This window comes from Vibrio sp. Vb0937, assembly GCF_033338855.1.
Genome location: NZ_JAWOTK010000003.1, coordinates 235,461 through 252,851, shown reverse-complemented (window position 1 = coordinate 252,851; position 17,391 = coordinate 235,461). Strand labels below are relative to the sequence as shown.

The window sequence follows — 17,391 nt, the reverse complement described above, 5'->3', positions numbered from 1 at the left end:
ATGTTCTGTATTCAATGTGAACAGACAATTCAAACCCCTGCTGTTAAAGGTTGTTCTTTTGCACAAGGTATGTGTGGTAAAACTTCTGAAGTATCTGACCTTCAAGACGTGTTGGTTTACACACTGCAAGGGGTTTCTTTTTGGGCATCAAAAGCACTTGAATTCAACATCATTAACGATGAAATCAACCAATGGGCACCAAAGGCATTTTTCTCTACATTGACGAACGTAAACTTTGACCCTGAACGTGTCCTAGAGCTAACTTCTCAAGCGGCAACGTACAAAGCATTGCTAAAAGAGCAAGTAATGTCTGCTGCAACACTCGCCGATACCGAAGTTGCTGACATCCCTGTTGTTTCTCACTTTGAGCTACCAAATAGCGCAGAAGCGATCTTAGCTTTTGCTCCTCAAGTTGCCGTTAACCGTGGTAAAGACCAAGTACATGAAGATGTGATTGGCCTGCGTCTACTTTGCCTATACGGCCTTAAAGGTGCAGCCGCGTACATGGAGCACGCACGTGTTCTTGAGCAAACCAACAACGATATCTATGCCGAATACCATGAAATCATGGCGTGGTTGGGCACAGACCCTGAAGATCTCGGCGAACTACTTGATTGCTCAATGCGCATCGGCCTGATGAACTACAAAGTGATGGAAATGCTCGACCAAGGTGAAACAATGACCTTCGGCCATCCAGAACCAACCACGGTGAACGTCAAGCCAGTAAAAGGCAAATGTATTCTTGTTTCTGGCCATGATTTGCATGACCTAGAAAAAATCCTGCAACAGACTGAAGGCAAAGGCATTAACGTTTATACCAACGGTGAAATGCTGCCTGCACACGGCTACCCTGAGCTGAAGAAATATCCTCATCTTGTCGGCAACTACGGCAGCGCATGGCAAAACCAACAGAAAGAATTCGCAAACTTCCCTGGCGCAATCGTAATGACGTCAAACTGCTTGTTGAATCCAAATGTGGGTCAATACGCAGACCGTTTATTCACTCGTAGTATTGTTGGCTGGCCTGGTGTGGCTCACATCGAAGGCGATGATTTTAGCCAAGTGATTGAATGTGCTCTAGCGCAAGATGGTTTCCAACACGATGAAATCGAACACCACATCACGGTTGGTTTTGGTCGAAATGCACTGATGAACGCCGCCCCTGCGGTTATCGACCAAGTGAAGCAAGGCAACATCAAGCACTTCTTCCTAGTCGGCGGTTGTGACGGCGATAAAGCGGAACGTAGCTACTACACCGATTTTACGGCTGAAGCACCAGAAGACACGCTAATCCTGACCTTGGCGTGTGGTAAGTTCCGCTTCAACAAGAATACGTTTGGCGATATCAACGGCATTCCTCGCCTATTGGATGTGGGCCAATGTAACGATGCTTACTCTGCAATCCAGCTTGCACTTGCACTGGCGAAAGAGTTTGACTGTGACATCAATGAACTGCCACTCACGCTTGTGCTTTCTTGGTTCGAGCAAAAAGCGATCGTTATCTTGCTAACGCTATTTGCATTGGGCGTGAAAGGCATTTACACAGGCCCTACTGCACCAGCATTCCTAACGCCAAACCTAATCGCCATCATCCAAGAGAAGTTCGATATGCGCAGTATTGGCAATGTTCAGGATGATCTAAAAGCCATCCTAGCAGCTTAATAAACTTGCTTGTTACGCGCCTCCTTACGCGGAGGCGCTATCTATTTCGAACCAAAAATAGCCACAACCAAAGAGATTGTTATGTTTTTTGAATGGCAAGGTAACCAACCCGTCACACTCCGTTGCATCGACAAATACTTCGAAACACACGACACCGTCAGCATAAAATTGGCCGAACTAACCGAATCACTTCTGTTTCAGTTTAAGCCTGGCCAGTTTATTAACTTGGGCGTCGAAATTGATGGAAAAATGGAGTTTCGTGCCTATTCAATCAGCTCGATCAATGAAGACGATCACCTTCAACTCACAATCAAACGAGTATCTGGCGGTAAAGTATCGAACTACATCGTTGACTCGCTGCTGCTCGGTGATACTGTTCAAGCATTACCACCAGCAGGCGAATTTAACTGCATCGACCATCCACCCGTGTTACGTGATGGCGAAACAAAAGCCTTGCTTATCAGTGCAGGTTGCGGCGTCACGCCCGTATTTTCGATGGCAAAGCACTGGCTGAGTAATCAAGATGAAAACGACAACGATGTGGACATCGCATTTCTTCATATTGCACGCAGCCCAGAAGAGACGATTTACTACGATCAGCTAGAAACGTTAGACGCCGTATATCCCAACTTCAATTTAAAGTTGTTGCTGAAAAACCGCGAAGGAACATCGCATCCACAAGGTCGTTTGAATGCCGACTGGCTTAAAGAGCTTGTTCCTGATTTCAAACAGCGCACCGTTTACCTGTGTGGTCCAAGCCAGTTTATGCAAGATGTTCACGGCTATTTGAATGACCTTGGTTTTGACATGACGAACTTCTACCAAGAGAGTTTTACGCCAGCGACTGGCGCAGAAACATCGGTCTCCGATGAAGTTGTTCGTGTTTCTGTTCCTGACTTTGCTCAAACCATCGATGCGCAAAAAGGTCAGGTACTGGCCGATGTGCTTGAAGGCGCAGGTTTACCATTAATCGTCGCTTGTCGTAGCGGCATTTGTGGCTCGTGCAAATGCAAGGTTCGTCAAGGCAGCATCTCTTCCACCAGCCTAGAAACATTAACGCCAGAAGAAATTGAACAAGGCTATGTGCTCGCCTGCTCATCAACCATCGAAGCGGATCTTGAAGTGCAGATCGGTTAATGCTGCTGGTATCGATCTTTTATTGTTTCCCGTCATTCCGACGAGCCTAAGCGAGGTCAGGAATCTAAAATCAGCGTGTTAGGAATAACTCACTCTGATAATAGACTCTGAATCACACTCGCGTCTCGCTATTCAGATTGACGGGGTATCGCGGAGATGCCAGCCGTACTCAAACGGCTGGTATTATAGATAGGTACAACTTTCGTTTCGTCGTCATTGCTTCTCGCTAAACAACAACACTTTCAATGCTGCTTCGCTGTCTACGTCCATAAACTCTGGCGGGTTATCCAGACGCTCACGGAATGTCAACTCTGGCGCTTCTTCTTTCATGCTCTCAATCAAGAAGTCGCTTGTCACAGATGGTGAGTTCACACATGCCATCACTTGACCGCCTTCTGCCAACAAATCCGGCAATCGACGTAGAATCTTTTTGTAGTCTTTAGTCAGCGCAAAGCTGCCTTTCTGGAATGAAGGCGGATCGATAATGATCAAGTCATACTGACCAGATTTCTTAATCTTACCCCAAGATTTAAAGATATCATGCCCCATAAAGCTTACCTGGTTGATGTTATGACCATTTAGCTTGTGGTTCTCACGGCCTTTAGACAACGACGCTTTCGCCATGTCGACGTTAATCACTTTATCTGCACCACCCGCAATGGCAGCGACAGAAAAGCCACACGTGTAAGCAAACAAGTTGAGCACATTTTTATGCTTCGCATTTTCGCGAACCCAATCACGACCGTAGCGCATGTCCAAAAACAGACCGAAGTTTTGGTTGCGGCCAATATCCAATTGGTATTTCAAACCGCTTTCTTCAACGACAGGGCGAGCGTCTAATTCACCGACAAGCACTTCTGAAGGCGCACCATCGGCATAACGGTGCTGAAGAACCATAGTGCGACCTTGCTTGTCTGCCCACAGTGGTGATAGTGCCAACGCATTGAGGCCGCTTTTCAGCTCAGCGAGAAACACGTCATCGACTTCTTTAAACAAGTTGATGATCAACTGACCTTGTAACCAGTCACAGGTGATTTGCTCTAGGCCCTCAAAACGACGACCACGACCATGAAACAGTCGACGAATTTCATTCGGAGCTTGCGCGAGCTCGGTTTCTAGATGCTGAAAAAACAGCGAAAGTTGTGATGCTTGCATCGAGTTCTCTTATTAGTTTTCTTTGTGACGGTTATTTGATCGTAGGCCAGTTCAGTTCCCAGGGGGAAAGCCAAGTATCCAAACCCTGAGAGACGATTTCACTGTGCCATTTGTTACCAAGCACTTGGTATTCTCGTGGATCGCAAACAAAGCAATATTGCTCATCTCGGTATTGGAAGCAAAGTGAAAATGCATGCAGATAACCGCGATCAGCCTCATTGCCTGCATTGTAAATCGGGTCGCCAACAATACCTGAGCCAACCGATTTTAATGCCACGCGGATTTGATGCGTTTTACCAGTGTGCGGCTTACATAAAAATAAACGCTCTCCGGGCTCTGCCGCAAGAGAGAAAAACTGGGTAACGGCTGGGTTATTTTTGCTGTTGACCAGCTTCCATGATGAACGGCGCGAACGCTCCATATCACCAACGACCAAACCTTGTTTCTTTTTCGGCTTTTTAGAGCCAATCGCCAGATAGAACTTTTCCACTTGGCGGTCAGCAAAAGCTTGCGATAACGCACTGCCCGCTTTGGCGTTGCGTCCGAGGAGCAGAATACCCGATGTCATTTTATCCAAGCGATGGATAAGATAGAGATGCTCATCACCACTCTGCTTAGCCACTTCTTGCAGCAGCATTGTGTCGCCATCGTCTTTATGAACAGAGACGTTAGGATGCTTATTGATGATCAGAAAATCGGGATGGGTATGTAGAATATCGAACATAAAAAACTGGCTCCACGTTTGGAGCCAGCAGTATACATAAGTTATCGGACAAAGCTATCGAGGCTTGCCCCCAAGGTCTTTGCTAAAGCTTCTTCGAGAAAATGCCAGCAAGACCAATGATTGCGATACCCAGCAGCATGATTTCACCTTTGCCACTGTCAAAGCCAGACTTAATCCCCATGAAGGCAACAATAGCAATCGCAACAGGAATCAGGTATTTAACTAGGTTGTACCACAATCCAAATAGCGGGAAGGATACTTCGCCGTCATTAGTGATCTCTTTTTCTAGCTCAGCACGGCTTAGGCGCCATCCAGCAAAGATACAAACCAACATACCACCAACCGCTAGGAAGATTTTGTCCGTTAGCAAGTCGAAGATATCAAAGGCACCGGTACCAAACAGCGTTGGTCCCATTCCACCTAACGATAGTGACGCAAAAATACATAATGCCGCCATAACTGCGCTTGCAGACAGAACTGCGTTAGAGCGCTTCATGCCTTTCTCGTCGATTAGGTAAGACACGACAACTTCCAATAGTGATACTGAAGAAGTTAATGCCGCCACCGTCAAACCGATGAAAAATAGCAACGCGAATAGCAACCCAATCACACCGCCCATTTCAGCAAATAGCTGAGGAACGACAACGAATACAAGACCAGGGCCTGCTGCAGGCTCCATGCCAAAGGCAAACATTGCTGGGAACATAGCAACACCAGCAAGAATCGCGACACCTGTATCCATCGCAGTAACCATACCGGTTGTTTGAACTAGGTTCTCTTTCTTCTTCAGGTAAGAACCGTACGTCATCATACAACCCATACCTAAGCTAAGTGAGAAGAACGCCTGCCCTAGTGCAGCAAGAACTACGTTGCTGTCGACTTTAGAAAAGTCCGGCATGAATAAGAACTCAAGGCCAGCCATTGCACCTGGCAGCATCAAGCCTTTAACAGAAACAACGATTAGGATTAAGAACAGAAGCGGCATCAGAACCTTACCGGCTTTCTCAATACCACCCGAAATCCCTTTCATCACGATCATGACATTAAGGAACAGGTAAACACCCATCCACATTAAAGGTTGAATCGGATCTGAGATGAAACCGCCAAAACTGTCGCCAATTGCTTCTGGCGCGCTGAGTAGACCACCACCCACTTTAAAGATGTAGGCCAATGCCCAACCACCAACCACAGGGTAGAAGCCCATGATCAAAAGACCACTGAAGACTCCCATAACGCCAGTGAACGTCCAGCGTCGGTCAGTTGTTTTGAATGCACCTACGGCAGAAAGACCTGTCTTACGACCAATAGCGAACTCTGTCAGCATCACGCTAAAGCCGATAAAAATTACAAAGATAAGATAGATAGCAACGAATGCACCGCCGCCACTCTCACCTGCTGTGTAAGGGAATTTCCATATATTGCCTAAACCGACAGCGGAACCCGCTGCTGCCATTACGAAGCCTAGTTTAGACCCCCACGTATCACGTGGTGCTGCTGTATTAGTTGTAGCCACGCTTTTTCTCCAAAATTAGTTTGTTGTGTATGCATAGAGATAGGCGTCTAAAAAGTTTATGTAAAAATTATTGTACACTTATAAAATAAGCGTTCGACGCACTATGTCTAGAAAGTAAAGCAGCTCCCCTTTAAAATTGGAACCCCAAAAAAGTACATTTATCGCACAAGTGTCGAGTTACGCAGGTTAAATGCTGCTTTTTTGTTCAAAAGTTAAAGAATGGCCTTATTTTTCACATTAAAATAACAGAATCAGCTGTTATGAAATTCGTTCCTCATATAAGGTCAATCCCACGTCTAAATGGGAAATCTATTCCCCCCAACCCACTTTTATGCTTAATATCCTAGAAGGGCATATTACTCTGAGCGTATATGGACAAGTTTTATCACTTTCTTACTTTAGCTGGCATCGGGCTATATTGGTTACTGGTCGCAGGTGTGACCATTCGTGTCGTTTTAAAGCGCCGTGCAGTGAGCGTGTCTTTAGCTTGGCTAATGATCATTTATATCCTTCCCGTTCTGGGTGTCGCATGTTATTTCCTCTTCGGTGAACTGAACTTAGGCAGAAAGCGAGCCGAACGTGCGAAAGAGATGTTTACACCATTCGAGAAGTGGTTCAGTCAGCTTAACGACTGTAACGCGCACAACCCAGAAACGATGGGAAGGCACATCTACCGAATTGATGAACTTTGTAACAACCGCCTTGGTCTTCCCGCATTGAGCGGTAATACATTGTCGCTGCAACAGTCACCTAATGAGATTTTGCATTCCGTTATTGAAGACATCGAAAACGCGCAGAGCAGTATTCGAATGGTATTCTACATTTGGCATCCGGGTGGTTTGGCTGACTCTGTCGCTTCTGCGCTTATTCAAGCGGCTAAACGCGGCGTAGATGTCAAGCTATTGCTCGATTCAGCAGGTAGTCCACGTTTTTTCAGAAGTCCTTGGTATCGAATGATGCAGGATGCTGGAATTGAAGTTATTCAAGCGCTAGAAGTGAAGATGTGGCGTATTTTCTTACGTCGTCTTGATCTTCGCCAACATCGCAAGATCATCGTAATTGATGATGAAATTGCTTATACCGGTTCAATGAACCTGGTTGACCCGGCTTACTTCAAGCAAAACAGTGGCGTCGGGCATTGGGTGGACATCATGGTTCGCATTACGGGACCAACGGTAAACGTATTGAGTGCCATCCACTGTTGGGATTGGGAAGTCGAAACTGGCGAACGTCATTTACCAAGACTACCTGAATGCAAGATCGATGAGAGTGAATTCCAACACCCTATTCAGGTTGTGCCTTCTGGCCCAGGTATGCCGGAATATCTGATCTATCAAGTATTAACATTGGCAATAAACCAAGCCAATCGCTCGGTACGAATCACAACACCATATTTCGTGCCCAATGCTGATTTACTCGAAACGTTAAAGATGACAGCACAACGAGGCATTGACGTTGAACTCATTATTCCCCATAAAAATGACTCTATGATGGTGCAATGGGCGTCACGCGCTTTTTATAGTGAGCTCTTGAGTGCAGGGGTCAAGATTTATGAGTTTTATGGTGGTTTGCTGCATACAAAATCTGTCGTAATTGACGACCAATTCTGTTTAGTTGGCACCGTAAACATGGATATGCGCAGCTTGTGGCTGAACTTCGAAGTGACCCTCGCCGTTGATGACGAAGAGTTCACCAAGCAAATGTCTTGGTTACAAGATAGCTATATTAAGCAATCTCACACTGTTGTATTGGAAGAATGGGAGAAAAGGAGCCTATTTTCTCGGTTCTTAGAGCGAGTGTTCTATCTCTTCAACCCACTCCTCTAATACCTCAAATACACCGACTAAAAAACCTCCAGCGCTACATGCATCCTGCTGGAGGTTTGTTCTTTTAGCTCCCTATCTACACGATACCTCTCGACATCATTACCTGTTCATCTTGGCTGTTATTGGCTGATAGTCGACTTTTCCCTTGCATAACCTACGTCGTCCATGTTTTAAATATTCAAAACCGCAATATTTAAGACAGGGAACTTTTATGTCAGAGGGAAAAAAAACCAAACTCATTACCGCTGGCCGCGATAAAAAGTGGACAAATGGTGTTGTAAACCCACCCGTTCAACGCGCTTCAACAGTGGTATTCAATACCGTTGCAGAAAAGAACCAAGCCACCATTAATCGTGCAAACAAAACGTTGTTTTATGGTCGCCGAGGCACCAACACGCACTTTGCTTTCCAAGACGCAATGGTTGAGATTGAAGGTGGAGCTGGTTGCGCGCTTTACCCTTGTGGAACGGCAGCAATTTCAAACGCCATCCTCTCTTTCGTTGAAACTGGCGATCACATTCTAATGGTGGACACTTGTTACGAACCAACTCGTGACTTTTGTAACACCATCATGAAGAAGATGGGTATCGAAACCACCTATTATGACCCAATGATCGGTGAAGGTATCCAAGACTTGATTCAGCCGAATACCAAAGTCCTTTTCTTGGAGTCTCCTGGTTCAATAACCATGGAAGTCCAAGATGTGCCTACATTAGCGCGCATTGCCCACGAGCAAGATATCATCGTGATGCTAGACAACACATGGGGAGCAGGCGTGAACTTCTCTCCTTTCGAGCATGGCGTAGACATTTCCATTCAAGCGGCAACTAAGTATATCGTTGGACATTCAGATGTCATGCTAGGTACTGCTGTGGCTTCTGAAAAGTATTGGGATCAGCTTCGTGAACAAAGCTACCTGATGGGTCAGTGCGTTTCTCCTGACGACGCATACCTAGGTCTTCGAGGTATTCGCACGTTGGATGTTCGCCTAAGACAGCACGCAGAAAGCAGTTTAAAAGTCGCTCAGTGGCTCGCTTCTCGCCCAGAAGTTGATCATGTCCGCCATCCCGCTTTAGAAACAAATCCTGGCCATGAGTTTTTCAAACGAGACTTCACAGGTGGAAACGGCTTGTTTTCATTTGTTCTCAAAACGTCTTATCCAAAAGCGACGACGGCTCTGCTTGATGGCATGAAACACTTCAGTATGGGTTACTCTTGGGGCGGTTATGAAAGCCTCATTCTAGCTAACGAACCTAAGAGCTTTAACAGCCTGAGAACCGTAGCTCACCCACACTTTGAAGGTACTTTGGTTCGTATTCATATTGGCTTAGAAGACGTAAATGACTTGATCGCTGATTTAGAGGCTGGTTTTGCGCGTTATAATGCCTTAATGCTTGAAAAAGAAGTCTCCCTATAACAATGATTGGATCGCCCTGCATTGCGGGGCGTTTTTATAACTCCCTGACTTAATTAGAATTAACTAAACATTCACCCGAACCATTAATTAATGTTAATCATTTGTGTTGTTTTTCAATTGAGCAGTCACAGAATGAAATAATGTGCCACAAATAGGCTTTCCAAATTTAGAGTTTCTCTCCTACTTTTTATCATTCATAAGAGGTCATACCACAAGGAGATAGTTTTGAAACTCAAATTTATAGCGCTAATGCTTTTTACCTTAGTTACCGTCCCAATAACCTCCGTATACGCTGCAACAGGTTATACCCAAACCAAGTATCCGATTGTTCTGGTTCACGGTTTGTTTGGTTTTGATACCCTGGCAGGCGTTGATTACTTTTTCGGAATACCACATTCCTTAACGAAAGACGGCGCTAAAGTTTATGTAGCGCAGGTATCCGCGACCAATAGCAGCGAAGTTCGAGGGGAGCAACTGCTTGCTCAAGTCGAAACCTTACTTGCAGCAACAGGCGCAGAGAAAGTCAATCTCATTGGTCACAGTCATGGTGGTCCAACAACGCGCTATGTTGCCTCTGTCCGTCCTGACCTAGTCGCATCAGTTACGAGTATAGGTGGCGTTAATAAAGGGTCTAAAGTGGCAGATTTAGTTCGTGGCACCGTATCTGAGGGGTCGGGTAGTGAGCAGCTCGCGGTAAAACTGGCGCAAGGTTTAACCACTCTTATTAATCTTCTATCAGGTGGTTCTGATCTCGACCAAGACCCTTTGGCCTCATTAGCAGCATTAACCACGGAAGGATCATTAGCGTTTAACCAACACTACCCGGAGGGAGTCCCTACCAGTGAATGTGGTAATGGTGACTTGCTGGCTTCAAATGGCGTTTATTACTACTCATGGACCGGATCATCCACTTTTACAAACGTTTTCGATCCGACCGATGCTGCCATGATGGTACTTGGCTTAGCCTTTGATGGGCCAAATGATGGCTTAGTTGGTGCGTGCAGCACACATTTGGGCAAAGTCATACGTGATGATTATCAAATGAACCATTTGGATGAAATTAACGGCCTACTCGGTATTCATCATCTTTTTGAAACCGATCCAGTCACGCTTTATCGCCAACATGCAAATCGTCTCAAACTTCAAGGTTTATAAGAGGTCATCACAATGAAGAAAGTCGCTCTCACCACTTTTATCCTGCTCTCGATATTTGGCGTGGGAGCGCTTTCTCTGTTGCAAAGCGACAAACAACAAGAGATAACCTCTAACCATTCGCAATCTCAGCAAGATATAGCCGCCGATGTCTCTTCCCCAAAAGACTTCTTCGAATATTCTCTTAGCCGGCTGGGCGAAGAAGATCTCGATACGATCAAAGCGGAAGTTAATGATGACACTTTAGCAAAGCAAACTCTGAATATTGATGCCAAACTTTTTCAAACCTACCTTTCCTACAAGCAAGCACTCTCTGCATTAGAGCCTTTTGAGCACAACCACCTAACGCTTGAACATTTAACCATGCTGAATGAAGCAATACTGAACTTACAGCTTCAATACTTTAACGAGGTGCAGATAACCCAGTTGTTTGACGAAGAAAACCGACTTCGCCAGCTTGCATTAGAAAAGCTGACGATCAAAAAACAGGCATCGGATATCGAGAGTCAGACCCACCTTCTCAATCAAGCGTTATCAGAACAACCGGATTACATACGAGAAAGTGAACGCAATAACGCATTAGCAGAGCAGCTCGAGCAAGCTTCTCAGCTTGATTCACAAGACATGTACATCGCCCGTGTTGCTCTGGTAGGAGATGCCGGAGCGCAGAGGCTGCAAAAGCTTGATGAGCAAAGAGCATCATTTAAGACTCAACTCGCCACTTACTTAAAGCAGCGTCAAAATATTCTGAATAGGGATTTTCTAGGGCAAGACGAAAAACAGGCAGAAATCATTGCTTTAAGAAAACAAAGCTTCGATGCCACTCAATGGCGTCGAATCGAAGCTTTGGAACGTATTCATGATAGCCAGAACTAACAACATTAGCTTAATAGCCAAACGTCACTTATTCTGCTTTTTAGGACATCCAACGATATGGTCATCCCCCATGCCGACGGCTTGCATGAAAGCATAACAGATGGTTTCACCGACAAACTTGAAGCCTTTCTTTTTTAGGAATTTACTCATGGCTTTGGATTGCTCTGTCGAAGCTGGTACGTCACTCATATGTTGCCATTGATTGACGATTGGTTCACCGTCCACGAACTGCCACAACGCGTCTGATAAACTCCCGTATTCAGCAATTAACGCTTTAGCCGCTTTGGCATTACTAAATACCGAGTTAATCTTTCCGCGATGTCTCACAACATCGAAGTTTTCCACGATGTATTCAGCGCGTTCTTCATTTCTTTGTTCCAACGCATCTAGGTCGTAGTTCTCGAACGCTTCTCTGTAACCTTCGCGTTTTTTAAGGATGGTGATCCAGCTAAGCCCAGCTTGCGCACCTTCCAAAGTAATAAATTCAAACAGGACTTGGTCGTCATATACTGGCACGCCCCATTCGGAATCATGATATTCGCGTTCTAATGGGTGATTCATCGCCCACGCACACGTTTTTTGTTCTGTCATTATTCTTCCTTAAAAAGCGCCTCTAACTGATGAGCTAGAGGCGCGATATTTTTCATCGTTATATCAGTAGCACTAAGCCTGTTTCGGTACTGCCACTTTATGGAACAAACGATACAACACTGGCACGACAATCAGTGTCAGGACTGTCGCAAAACCCAAACCAAACATAATCGTAACCGCCATTGGTTTGAAGAAAATATCTGGCAACAGTGGGATCATACCAAGGATCGTCGTGATAGCAGCCATACAAACGGGACGGACGCGACTTACCGCAGCATCAACGACCGCGTCATAAGCCTCTTTACCGGACTTCATTTCAATTTCAATTTGGTCCAGTAATACGATGCCATTTTTGAGCACCATTCCCGATAAGCTTAAGAAGCCGAGCAATGCCATAAAACCAAACGGCGTGTTGAGCGCCAATAAACCAGTGGTGACACCAATTAACGCCAGCGGCACGGTAAGCCAAACAATGAGTGGCTCTTTGATAGAGTTAAATAGGAATACAGTGATCAAGAACATGAACAAGTACCCCATTGGCATAGTAGTAAACAGTGACTCTTGAGCATCACCTGAAGATTCGTATTCACCACCCCACTCTAAGGAATAACCTGGTGGTAATTGAATCGCTTCGATTTGGGGCTGTAAGCGTTTTTGCAACGTCGATGCGGTTTCTTCACCTAGAATATCTGGGTCTGCCATCACAGTGAGCATACGCTTACGGTTCTTACGCACAATAATAGGATCCTCCCAACGCATGTCGTAACCCATTGTGACTTGTTGAAGTGGGATAAACTCACTCTGTGCTGGACTCCATATTTTCATGCCTTCGATGTTACGAATATCAATGCGTTCATCTTCAGGTAAGCGAGCCACGATAGGCATGAGCGTAGTGCCGTCTCGGTAAAGACCTATCGTCATTCCAGAGAATGACATGGACAAGAAGTCATCGACATCTGATTTTGTAATGCCATAGCGACGTGCCTGACTCTCATTAAACTGAGGCTCAAGAACTTGGGTTCGTTCACGCCAATCATGCCTGATATTTGTTGCCTGAGGATCGGCGTACATGATGTCCTTGACCTGAGCGGCTATCGTACGAAGGACGGTTGGATCTGAACCAATAATGCGCGCTTCAATTTTTGCACCACCACCAGGGCCTAACTCAATCTGTTTGAGCTTGTAATTGATTTCTGGGTAGTTGGCTTTTAAATACTCTCGAAACTTCGCCATTAATGGTTTTAACGCTTCGTAGTTTTCCATACGAGTGGTTATCTCACCATAAGCCGCATAACTTTTCTCTGGCGCGTACGTTAACATGAAGCGCTGTAAGCCTTTACCCGCGGTCGTCGTGATATGGTCAACATGCTCTTGCTTAGCTAACCAACTTTCTAACTCTTTAAGCGTTGTGTTGGTTGCTCGAATATCAGTTCCTTCTGGCATCCATACATCTAACTGAAAAATCGGCGTTGTCGAAGATGGGAAAAACGCTTGCTTCACAAAGGTGAACCCGTAAACACTTGCCGCTAATCCCGCAATCAGCACCACAACGGTAAACCAAGCACGACGCATACAAAACTGAAGAAACTTTTTATAAATAACGAAAATAACCCCGTTATATGGATCATTTTCTTCCCCTTCACCTTGTTTAATCTTCTGGCCTTTAAAGAAGATGTCAGCAAAGAATGGTGTCAACGAGATAGCGGTAAACCAGCTCAACATTAAAGAGATCAGCAGAACCGTAAATAAAGTGCCACAGTATTCGCCCGTCGAGTCTTCAGACAGTCCAATTGGCGCAAATGCAGTTACCGCAATCACAGTTGCCCCAAGTAATGGCCACTTTGTTTGGGTAACAATGTCGGTCGCTGCTTGGAGTCGAGTTCGCCCTTTTTGCGTACCAATCAAAATCCCCTCAACCACGACGATTGCATTGTCCACCAACATACCTAACGCGATAACCAAGGCACCTAATGAAATCCGCTGCAAATCTATCGCGAGATATTTCATGAAAATGAACGTACCCAACACCGTCAGCAGTAAAATTAAACCGATAAGCAGACCTGAACGTAGCCCCATAAAGAACAGAAGTACGATAATGACGATACCGACAGCTTGAGCCAAGCTCACAACAAAACCGCTAACCGATTTATCCACCTCTTTAGGCTGACTGTAAATTTCCGAGATTTCGATACCAACAGGTTGTTGGTACTTTAGCTCTGCAAGGCGATGATCAAACGCTTTTCCGACTTCAACGACGTTGACGCCTTCAGCAAAAGAAACACCCACGTTTAGTGCGAGGCTGCCGTTAAAATTAATAATATTATTCGGGACTTCTACGTAACCACGTTTTATTTCCGCCACATCTTTCAAGAAGATGAGCCCCTGAGCACCCGACTCAGTAATTAACAAATCACCCAGCTCCTCCACACTCTGGAACTCGCCAGTCGGCTGAATTCTGATGTACTCGTCACCAATTCTGATCGCTCCTGCGTCAGAAACCACGTTTTGCGTCGAAAGAAGATTAAACACGGTATCCGGAGCAAGACCTATACTGCTCAGCTTTTTCATCGATACTTCGATGAAAACTTGTTCTTGCTGTTGCCCGGATACCGAAACTTTACTCACACCATCAACCAGTTCGAGCTCTCGGCGTAAGTAATCGACGTAATCCAGTAGCTCTTTATAGCTATAACCGTCGCCAGTCACCGCTAACAAAATCCCGTAAACATCACCAAAATCATCGATCACTTGAGGTTCATTCACACCTGGAGGCAACGTCCCTTTAAGGTCGTTCACTTTACGGCGCAACTCATCCCAAATTTGTGGTAGATCATCAGGGCCATAATTGTTCTTCATCGTGACCGTGATTTGAGATAATCCCCGGCTAGAAATCGAATTGACTTCATCAACATAAGTAAGCTGCTGAATCGCTTTTTCGATTGGGTACGTCACTTCTTCTTCGACTTGTTGCGGTGTTGCACCAGGGTAAGAGGTCACTACCATCGCATCTTTAATAGTAAAAGCAGGGTCCTCAAGACGCCCTAAACCAAAGAATGCGGCGATACCACCAATCAAAAATATCAGTGCGAACATCCAACTGATGACGCGATTTCGGATGAAGTACGCAGCAATACCGGTCACATCATCATCACTTTGAGGCGCTGATTTATTAAGATCGCTCATAGACCGGCCTCCTGCGTAGCCATTTCCTGTATCACTTCCACTTTCATGCCATCCCTTAATCGAGAAACACCGGCAATCACAACTTTGTCTTTGAGCATGAGACCATCAAGGATTTGAATGGACGTTTTAGATGCCTTACCTGCTCGCACCTGTTTGCGCGATACCGTATTGTCGTCATTCAGTACCCAAACAAATTTGTTTTCGCGCCCCAGCTCGTCACCATCCGCATTAAAAATGGCTTCGATAGGGACATTAATTCCTAGGTTGAGATCAAGCCCAACATTCTCGTCTTTAGACGTTACTTCAACAGCCATCCCATCTAGGATGTACTCTTCTTCCGGCATAGGAAGCGACAGTGTGACAGTAAACGTACCTGTTGTTGGGTCGGGTTCGGTTGTAAATTCTTTTACCGTCGCGTTATATTCGTTACCACTGGGCACGCGCACTAATGCTTTGATCGCGGTAAGCCTTTCTTCCGTTGGCGGTTGGTTCACATAGAGGCGGTCAGGAAGCTGAATCAACACTTCGACTCGCTCCAAGCTGTGAATATTAACGATATGCTGTCCGACTTGAACATTTTCGAATTGGTCGATATTAACTCGCGAAATAATCCCATCCACGGGCGCTTTTAAGGCAGTAAATGATAGACGAAGTTTGGCTAACTGAAGCTCAGCTAAGGCGATTTGTCGTTGTGCTGCAATTTCATCAAACTGAGACTTAGCTAATAGGCCTTTATCGACCAAAGGGCGTGAGCGGCGATACTGACTGTCGACAACAGAAAAACGCGCACTCGCATTATCTACATCCAACTCATAGTCAGTAGGATCTAGTGTTGCAATAACATCACCCTTCGTGACTTTGTCGCCCTCTTTTACCATGATGCTGCTGACTTCTCCTGCCACTCTGAAGCTCAAATGAGAGCGATCCGCTGCATTCGCAACCGCAGGGAAGTACAAGTTGTCATCCACCTTGCTTCCCGCTAATGACGTAACTCTAACTCGTGGCGTTTCGAGCTCTTTTTCTGGCGCCTTATCCCCACAGCCAACGAGAAAAAGCGTTGAAAGTAAAGTCGTTAGAGAGATGATTCCTTTCATATTACAACCCTCTTTCCTTAATCCACGCTCTTACCTTAATTCCGGGTTCAATTACACTGACACCCGAGATAATGATTTGGTCGCCATCGTTAAGCCCAGCTAACACTTGATTTTTGTCATTCATCTCAATTGCGGCTTTGGACACAATGCCTTGCTCATCGACACGCCAAACGTATGTTTTGCCGTTCTCTTCTAGCAACGCGGAGTTAGGAATCTTTGTCGCTCCTGCACTTTTGGACAGGAGGTAAGCATTGCCAGACATTCCCGGCAAAAGGCCTATTTCTGCTGGTCGCTCCATGACCATCGTGACTTTGTAACTGCCCGTTTTAGGATCGGCTTCTGTATCGATTTCCTGAAAGGTTAAGTCAAAGGCTCGCTCGGGGAACGCATCAAATATCATTCTGGCAGAGACATCGCTCCCCTGCGTGTAACGATTTAGAAGATAGTCTGGGATTTGGAATATCACTTTGAGGAGTTGGTTGGACTGAATATTCATCACCCCTTCTTTCGCGGCAACATATTCATGGTTTTCTGCTGGAATGTACGAAATGGTGCCATCATATGGCGCGACAAGTTTGGTATATCTTAAGTTTGCCTTTGCTTGATTCCATTGAGCTTTTGCCGAGTTGTGATTCGCTTTTGCCTCATCAAAATCTTGCTCAGATACTACTTGGTCTTTACGTAGCTTTTGGTATCGCTTGTATTGCACATCTGCGAGCAAAAAATTTGCCCGAGCTTGCTGTTCGAGCAGAGAATATTCATCTGGGTTTAATGACGCCAAAACATCACCTTTACTGACGACTTGACCTTCATTCACTTCTATCGTTTGAAGAAGCCCAGGAACTCGAAATGTCAGTACTGCTCTATCGCCAGCTTCCGTCGTAGCAGGAAAATGTCGCTCAAACTGGGCATTGCCAACAGATACTGTAAATAGCTTCGCAGGGCGCGATTCAGGTTCAGGAACAGGAGGAAGTTCTTTACCGCACCCCGACAAGACAGCCGAGATGGCAATAGGAATGAGCAATTTTCTCATTACATTCATCCATAAAAATTGGGGGATT

General features: G+C 45.5%; 13 protein-coding genes. 6 read left to right on the top strand and 7 right to left on the bottom strand.

Annotated elements, in window-relative coordinates; genetic code table 11:
* Positions 1–1,662 carry a hydroxylamine reductase gene (gene hcp / locus R7P67_RS08025; RefSeq protein WP_262652498.1) on the top strand — a complete coding sequence of 554 codons (1,662 nt, stop codon included), beginning with the start codon at positions 1–3 and terminating at the stop codon, positions 1,660–1,662.
* A gap of 81 nt (positions 1,663–1,743) precedes the next feature.
* Positions 1,744–2,799, top strand: a complete 1,056-nt coding sequence (locus R7P67_RS08020; RefSeq protein WP_005386701.1) for a hybrid-cluster NAD(P)-dependent oxidoreductase — start codon at positions 1,744–1,746, stop codon at positions 2,797–2,799.
* 213 nt (positions 2,800–3,012) lie between these two features.
* On the opposite strand, the gene R7P67_RS08015 is transcribed toward R7P67_RS08020, so the two are convergent.
* The 3 genes from R7P67_RS08015 to R7P67_RS08005 form a co-directional block, all read right to left on the bottom strand.
* Positions 3,013–3,954, bottom strand: a complete 942-nt coding sequence (locus R7P67_RS08015; protein WP_262652499.1) for a class I SAM-dependent methyltransferase — start codon at positions 3,952–3,954, stop codon at positions 3,013–3,015.
* A gap of 31 nt (positions 3,955–3,985) precedes the next feature.
* Positions 3,986–4,678 carry a TIGR01621 family pseudouridine synthase gene (locus R7P67_RS08010; protein ID WP_005386705.1) on the bottom strand — a complete coding sequence of 231 codons (693 nt, stop codon included), beginning with the start codon at positions 4,676–4,678 and terminating at the stop codon, positions 3,986–3,988.
* Between the two features lie 82 nt (positions 4,679–4,760).
* Positions 4,761–6,131 carry a sodium-dependent transporter gene (locus R7P67_RS08005; RefSeq protein WP_042522154.1) on the bottom strand — a complete coding sequence of 457 codons (1,371 nt, stop codon included), beginning with the start codon at positions 6,129–6,131 and terminating at the stop codon, positions 4,761–4,763.
* 431 nt (positions 6,132–6,562) lie between these two features.
* Here R7P67_RS08005 and cls point away from each other — a divergent pair, with 431 nt between their 5' ends.
* From cls to R7P67_RS07985, 4 genes are all read left to right on the top strand, one after another.
* On the top strand, positions 6,563–8,017 hold the full coding sequence (gene cls, locus R7P67_RS08000; protein ID WP_213898138.1) for a cardiolipin synthase: 1,455 nt from the start codon (positions 6,563–6,565) through the stop codon (positions 8,015–8,017).
* A 211-nt stretch (positions 8,018–8,228) separates the two neighbouring features.
* Complete coding sequence (locus tag R7P67_RS07995; RefSeq protein WP_258480947.1) at positions 8,229–9,434, top strand: cystathionine beta-lyase; 1,206 nt, start codon at positions 8,229–8,231, stop codon at positions 9,432–9,434.
* Positions 9,435–9,683: 249 nt separating this feature from the next.
* Positions 9,684–10,589, top strand: coding sequence for an esterase/lipase family protein (locus tag R7P67_RS07990; RefSeq protein ID WP_005378107.1), 906 nt, complete (start codon positions 9,684–9,686; stop codon positions 10,587–10,589).
* A gap of 12 nt (positions 10,590–10,601) precedes the next feature.
* Positions 10,602–11,462: a lipase secretion chaperone gene (locus R7P67_RS07985; RefSeq protein ID WP_213903551.1), complete on the top strand. Its 861-nt coding sequence runs from the start codon at positions 10,602–10,604 to the stop codon at positions 11,460–11,462.
* Between the two features lie 24 nt (positions 11,463–11,486).
* On the opposite strand, the gene R7P67_RS07980 is transcribed toward R7P67_RS07985, so the two are convergent.
* The 4 genes from R7P67_RS07980 to R7P67_RS07965 form a co-directional block, all read right to left on the bottom strand.
* Positions 11,487–12,053, bottom strand: a complete 567-nt coding sequence (locus R7P67_RS07980; protein ID WP_318085931.1) for a DNA-3-methyladenine glycosylase I — start codon at positions 12,051–12,053, stop codon at positions 11,487–11,489.
* 72 nt (positions 12,054–12,125) lie between these two features.
* On the bottom strand, positions 12,126–15,236 hold the full coding sequence (gene vmeI / locus R7P67_RS07975; RefSeq protein WP_213963955.1) for an efflux RND transporter permease subunit VmeI: 3,111 nt from the start codon (positions 15,234–15,236) through the stop codon (positions 12,126–12,128).
* Entirely contained in the window at positions 15,233–16,330 is a 1,098-nt protein-coding gene (locus R7P67_RS07970) for an efflux RND transporter periplasmic adaptor subunit (RefSeq protein ID WP_170897155.1), read from the bottom strand. Before R7P67_RS07970 ends, vmeI begins: the two co-directional genes overlap by 4 nt.
* Before the next feature lies 1 nt (position 16,331).
* Complete coding sequence (locus R7P67_RS07965) at positions 16,332–17,363, bottom strand: efflux RND transporter periplasmic adaptor subunit (RefSeq protein WP_005378114.1); 1,032 nt, start codon at positions 17,361–17,363, stop codon at positions 16,332–16,334.
* Positions 17,364–17,391 lie beyond the last annotated feature (28 nt).